Annotated in this window: 3 protein-coding genes, 5 tRNA genes, 2 rRNA genes and 1 pseudogene; 1 reads left to right on the top strand and 10 read right to left on the bottom strand. The window is 39.2% G+C overall.

What is annotated here, in order from left to right:
• The 5 genes and pseudogenes from AACV00_RS00860 to AACV00_RS00840 form a co-directional block, all read right to left on the bottom strand.
• Nucleotides 1–64, bottom strand: a pseudogene (locus AACV00_RS00860) (GTP-binding protein); the annotation flags it as partial.
• A 121-nt stretch (nt 65–185) separates the two neighbouring features.
• A tRNA-Thr gene (locus AACV00_RS00855) sits at nt 186–261 on the bottom strand.
• 5 nt (nt 262–266) lie between these two features.
• Nucleotides 267–341 (bottom strand) — tRNA-Gly (locus tag AACV00_RS00850).
• 82 nt (nt 342–423) lie between these two features.
• Nucleotides 424–508 (bottom strand) — tRNA-Tyr (locus AACV00_RS00845).
• 16 nt (nt 509–524) lie between these two features.
• Nucleotides 525–600, bottom strand: a tRNA-Thr gene (locus AACV00_RS00840).
• Nucleotides 601–1,037: 437 nt separating this feature from the next.
• On the opposite strand from AACV00_RS00840, the gene coaA reads away from it, so the two are divergent.
• Nucleotides 1,038–1,985: a type I pantothenate kinase gene (gene coaA / locus AACV00_RS00835; protein ID WP_004246971.1), complete on the top strand. Its 948-nt coding sequence runs from the start codon at nt 1,038–1,040 to the stop codon at nt 1,983–1,985.
• A 132-nt stretch (nt 1,986–2,117) separates the two neighbouring features.
• Here the strand turns inward: coaA and birA are convergent, their stop codons facing one another.
• From birA to rrf (AACV00_RS00810), 5 genes are all read right to left on the bottom strand, one after another.
• Nucleotides 2,118–3,080 (bottom strand): bifunctional biotin--[acetyl-CoA-carboxylase] ligase/biotin operon repressor BirA, encoded by a 963-nt coding sequence (birA, locus tag AACV00_RS00830; protein WP_004246972.1) that lies wholly within the window; start codon nt 3,078–3,080, stop codon nt 2,118–2,120.
• Nucleotides 3,077–4,111 carry a UDP-N-acetylmuramate dehydrogenase gene (gene murB / locus AACV00_RS00825; protein ID WP_004246973.1) on the bottom strand — a complete coding sequence of 345 codons (1,035 nt, stop codon included), beginning with the start codon at nt 4,109–4,111 and terminating at the stop codon, nt 3,077–3,079. The genes birA and murB overlap by 4 nt, the downstream gene beginning before the upstream one ends.
• A gap of 198 nt (nt 4,112–4,309) precedes the next feature.
• Nucleotides 4,310–4,425, bottom strand: a 5S ribosomal RNA gene (gene rrf / locus AACV00_RS00820).
• A 49-nt stretch (nt 4,426–4,474) separates the two neighbouring features.
• Nucleotides 4,475–4,550, bottom strand: a tRNA-Thr gene (locus AACV00_RS00815).
• Nucleotides 4,551–4,594: 44 nt separating this feature from the next.
• Nucleotides 4,595–4,710 (bottom strand): 5S ribosomal RNA (rrf, locus tag AACV00_RS00810).
• Between the last annotated feature and the right edge of the window lie 74 nt (nt 4,711–4,784).

Here is a 4,784-nt window from a genome sequence, read left to right as displayed (position 1 = left end):
CAACGTGGCCGATAGTACCAACGTTAACGTGCGGTTTTGAACGTTCAAATTTTTCTTTAGACATTTAAATTGTCCCTCTAAGACACGGAATCGGTGGTTACACCACATCAACCAAGCAGTAATTAAACTAGCGATTAGCTATGCTTGTTAAGATTTTTAATCAGGAAGGCAAGAACATTGGGGAGTGGTGCTGATAGGCAGATTCGAACTGCCGACCTCACCCTTACCAAGGGTGCGCTCTACCAACTGAGCTATATCAGCACATCTGGAGCGGGCAGCGGGAATCGAACCCGCATCATCAGCTTGGAAGGCTGAGGTAATAGCCATTATACGATGCCCGCAGAACTCGGCTACCTGACTTAAAATCAGCTTTGTATTCTACTCAAGTGTTCACGGTTTGAAAACACTTAAGTAAGGAATTAATGGTGGTGGGAGAAGGATTCGAACCTTCGAAGTCTGTGACGGCAGATTTACAGTCTGCTCCCTTTGGCCGCTTGGGTATCCCACCAAATCTAAATTTTAAATGGTGCCGGCACCAAGAGTCGAACTCGGGACCTACTGATTACAAGTCAGTTGCTCTACCAACTGAGCTATGCCGGCTAAGTGGTGCGCATTCTAGGAGGACTTTCGTCATGATGCAACAAAAAAATTGCGATATTTGTTCTTTTGCTTAGATTTTGTTCATTTTTGTATGTATTGTTGATTTTTTAGGAAAAAAACGACCAAAATGACAGCAAAAAAATCAAAGAAAATCCAACGCAATATTCTCTCTACAATCCTAGATTTATCACTAAACAGTAAAATTCACCTAAAAGAATTATTTTTACGCTTTTATTCTACGCTTATTTTTATTTTTTATGACTATTTTTTGTACTTTTTTTACAAATTTATTCAGTTCGCGTCAAAAAAAGCAGAAAAAAAGTAAAAAATCTCTACGCCTCTGCCACATCACTCGTTATGATGCTGTTTATTTTTTATCGGATACGGGTGTTTTAAACAGCCTGTCCAACCTGCGAATACTAGGCAGATGTTGGCTTATGAATAACAAAGAACGCTTTACAACCCCTTATTTAGAATTTGATAGAAAGCAGTGGGCTACGTTAAGGAATTCGGTCCCCTTAACATTAACAGAAACAGAAATTGCCGACCTTAAAGGCATTAATGAAGAAATCTCAATTGATGATGTCATTGAAATTTATCTTCCATTATCAAGGTTGTTAAATTTCTATATCAGTTCAAATTTACGTCGTCAGGCTGTCTTAGAACAGTTTCTAGGCACAAATAACGCCAAAATTCCTTATATCATTGGTATAGCGGGTAGCGTAGCGGTGGGTAAAAGTACGACTGCCCGTTTACTTCAAGCTTTGCTAACTCGTTGGCCTGAACATCGGAAAGTGGATTTGATTACCACTGATGGATTTTTATTACCTAATGCGGAATTAAAAAAACGCGGAATAATGAAGAAAAAAGGGTTTCCTGAATCCTATGATATGCATAGTCTTGTCTCTTTTGTCTCTGATATTAAATCGGGCAAAAAGCAAGTGACTGCACCTGTCTATTCTCATTTAGTGTATGACATTATTCCAGACAAAAAACAGGTCATTGAGCAACCCGATATTTTGATCCTTGAAGGACTCAATGTATTACAGAGTAATCAAGACTACCCTCATGATCCACATAATGTTTTTGTATCAGATTATGTCGACTTTTCCATTTATGTTGATGCAGATGAAGCATTATTGAAACACTGGTATATCAGCCGATTTTTAAAATTCCGTGAAGGGGCATTTACCGATCCCGAATCCTATTTCAATAATTATTCCAAGCTGAGTCGCGAAGAATCTATTGAGATCGCGTCTTCCATTTGGCAAGAAATTAATGGCTTAAACCTAAAGCAAAATATTTTACCAACCCGTGAAAGAGCCAGCTTGATTATGACTAAAGGTGATAACCATTCGGTTAAAAGCGTTAGATTACGTAAATAAATCTTACCTATTTAGAGAATAGATAAATTATCAATTCTCACCCTATAAATAGGCGGATTAAATTTAAATATGCTCTCTTTACCTATTTTAGAGAGCATATTTTAATATGAAAATTGTAGCAAAATAAACCAATTATGGTGCACTTCGTAGCGATATCTCACCACCAATATAGGGTACTATTTTATTGTTTTGTTCTAAAAGTAACGCCCCTTGCTCATTAATACCTTTAGCGATACCAAAGATCTCTTTGTCACCAATAATTAATTTAACACGCCTATCAATAAAATTATCTAAACTTTTCCAACGTTCAATAAAAGCAGATAACCCCTGTTTTTCAAATTGTACAAATGCTTTTCTTAGCGCATTAGTGATTTCACAAGCCAACTGATTCCTATCTATTTTTATCCCTACCTGCTCTAAATTAATCCATTGTTGGTTTATTGCATCTTTTTGATTGTTACTCATGGCGATATTAATACCAATGCCAGTAACAATATGCGCAACATCACCTGTTTTTCCCGTTAATTCAACCAAGATCCCAGATAATTTTTTATCATTTAAGTAAAGATCGTTTGGCCATTTAACTTTGACACCATTCGCACCAAATTGCTGTAAAACTTCAGCAAGGATCACACCAACAACTAAACTTAGCCCGATTGCTGCAGCAGGCCCTTGATCCAATTTCCAATACATACTGAGATATAGATTACGACCAAAAGGAGAGATCCATTGCCGCCCTCTACGCCCACGCCCTGCAGATTGATATTCAGCAATACAAACATCACCGGAGGTTAATTCACTAATACGCTGTATCATATACTGGTTAGTTGAATCAATAACCGGTATCACACGAGCTGGTGCACCTTGAATGCCTCGATTGACACGTTCACTGTTTAACAGGTTCATCGGTGCATCTAGCTGATAACCCTGACCTGCCACTGTATGAATGTCGATACCCCAGCTACGCAATGTCTTGATATGCTTATTAATCCCTGCCCGTGTCATCCCCAAACTTTCGCCTAATTGTTCTCCTGAATGGAGCTCACCATCAGCAAGGATATTGATGAGTAATAGAGGAGTTGATGTCTCTTTCATGAAATAGCATCCACCGCGTTAATCTCGCCATGCCGTCCAATAAAACGCACTTCCGGCTCTAATTGGACTCCAAAACGTTCAAATACCTTTTGGCGAATATAACTTGCTAAATTAACAATATCGCGCCCACTTGCCTTGCCTTCTTTATTAATTAATACCAATGCCTGTTTTGTATGCACAGCAGCGCCACCGCTCTGATAACCTTTCAAACCACATTGATCAATAAGCCAGCCTGCAGCAAGTTTTACACCATTATGTTGTACATATTGAGGGCAAAATGGATATTTACTTTTTAAGCGTTGTGCAAGTTTTATATCAACAATAGGATTTTTAAAAAAACTACCCGCATTACCTGTAAGAGCAGGATCCGGCAATTTACTTGTCCTCATACCGCATACAGATTCGAATACTATCTGTGGTGTGACTGTTTCTGGTGATAATTTAGCTAAATCACCATAGGTCAAAATAGGTTCCCAATGTTTATTCAGCACTAAACCAACGGCAATAATTGCATAACCTTGCTGATAGTGATGTTTAAAAATACTGTCGCGATAGCCAAATTGGCACTCTTCATTTGTTAAACGCGTGACTTTACCAGTGCTTAACTCAACAATATCAACATAGGCGCAAACGTCTTTTAATTCTTTACCATAAGCACCAATATTTTGTATGGGAGCAGACCCAACATTACCAGGGATTAAAGCGAGATTTTCTAACCCATAAATATGCTTTTCAATTAAGCTCTTTATAAGGTTATGCCAATTTTCACCTGCCCCAACATGAATATGCCATTGTTGCTCATCTTCTGTAATTTCAATGCCAGAAATACAGTTTCTAATCACCGTACCGTTAAAATCTTCAATGAATAGAACATTACTCCCTCCGCCTAAAATAAGAATAGGCAGTTTTTGGTCTTGAGCATTTTGCCAGTACCGACAGAGTTCATCTGTATTCTTTGCCGTTTCTATATGACGAGCATTGGCTTTCAAACCAAATGTATTAAATGATTGCAATGAAATAGGTTCATTCATGAAAGTCGACCTCATTTAGCTGATAGCTTAGTTTAACAGTCAACCTGCTGTGAGGATAGCGCGAGTGAGATGTTGATAGGTAATAAGAGTAAGTTAAAAAGATACCCGTAATCTTCTAGGTATGATGATCATTAAGAATAAAGAAAAACAAATGCAAAAAAGCCAACCCATTGGGTTGGCTTTCTCGTCTTATTTAATGCTTAGCAGTTCCCTACTCTCACATGGGGAGACCCCACACTACCATCGGCGCTACGGCGTTTCACTTCTGAGTTCGGCATGGGATCAGGTGGGACCACCGCGCTATGGCCGCTAAGCAAATTCTGTATATAACTATCTGTTTATGTAGTTATCAATAATTTTTTATGGTGCTGATACCCAGATTCGAACTGGGGACCTCACCCTTACCAAGGGTGTGCTCTACCAACTGAGCCATATCAGCACTAGTGGCTTATTGTCACCGGCTGACACAGCCTAAATATTGATGCTTGGCAGTTCCCTACTCTCACATGGGGAGACCCCACACTACCATCGGCGCTACGGCGTTTCACTTCTGAGTTCGGCATGGGATCAGGTGGGACCACCGCGCTATGGCCGCCAAGCAAATTCGGTTTTAATCACTCGCTTCCTTCCTTTCGGTAAGTCGCCAGTAATTCAATCTTGAACAAGCTGACTT

It is taken from the genome of Proteus sp. G3927, assembly GCF_963894685.1.
In the GTDB taxonomy this organism is placed as follows: domain Bacteria; phylum Pseudomonadota; class Gammaproteobacteria; order Enterobacterales; family Enterobacteriaceae; genus Proteus; species Proteus mirabilis.
Note: the sequence above shows the minus strand (reverse complement) of the source record. Positions and strands in the feature narration are given on the sequence as shown.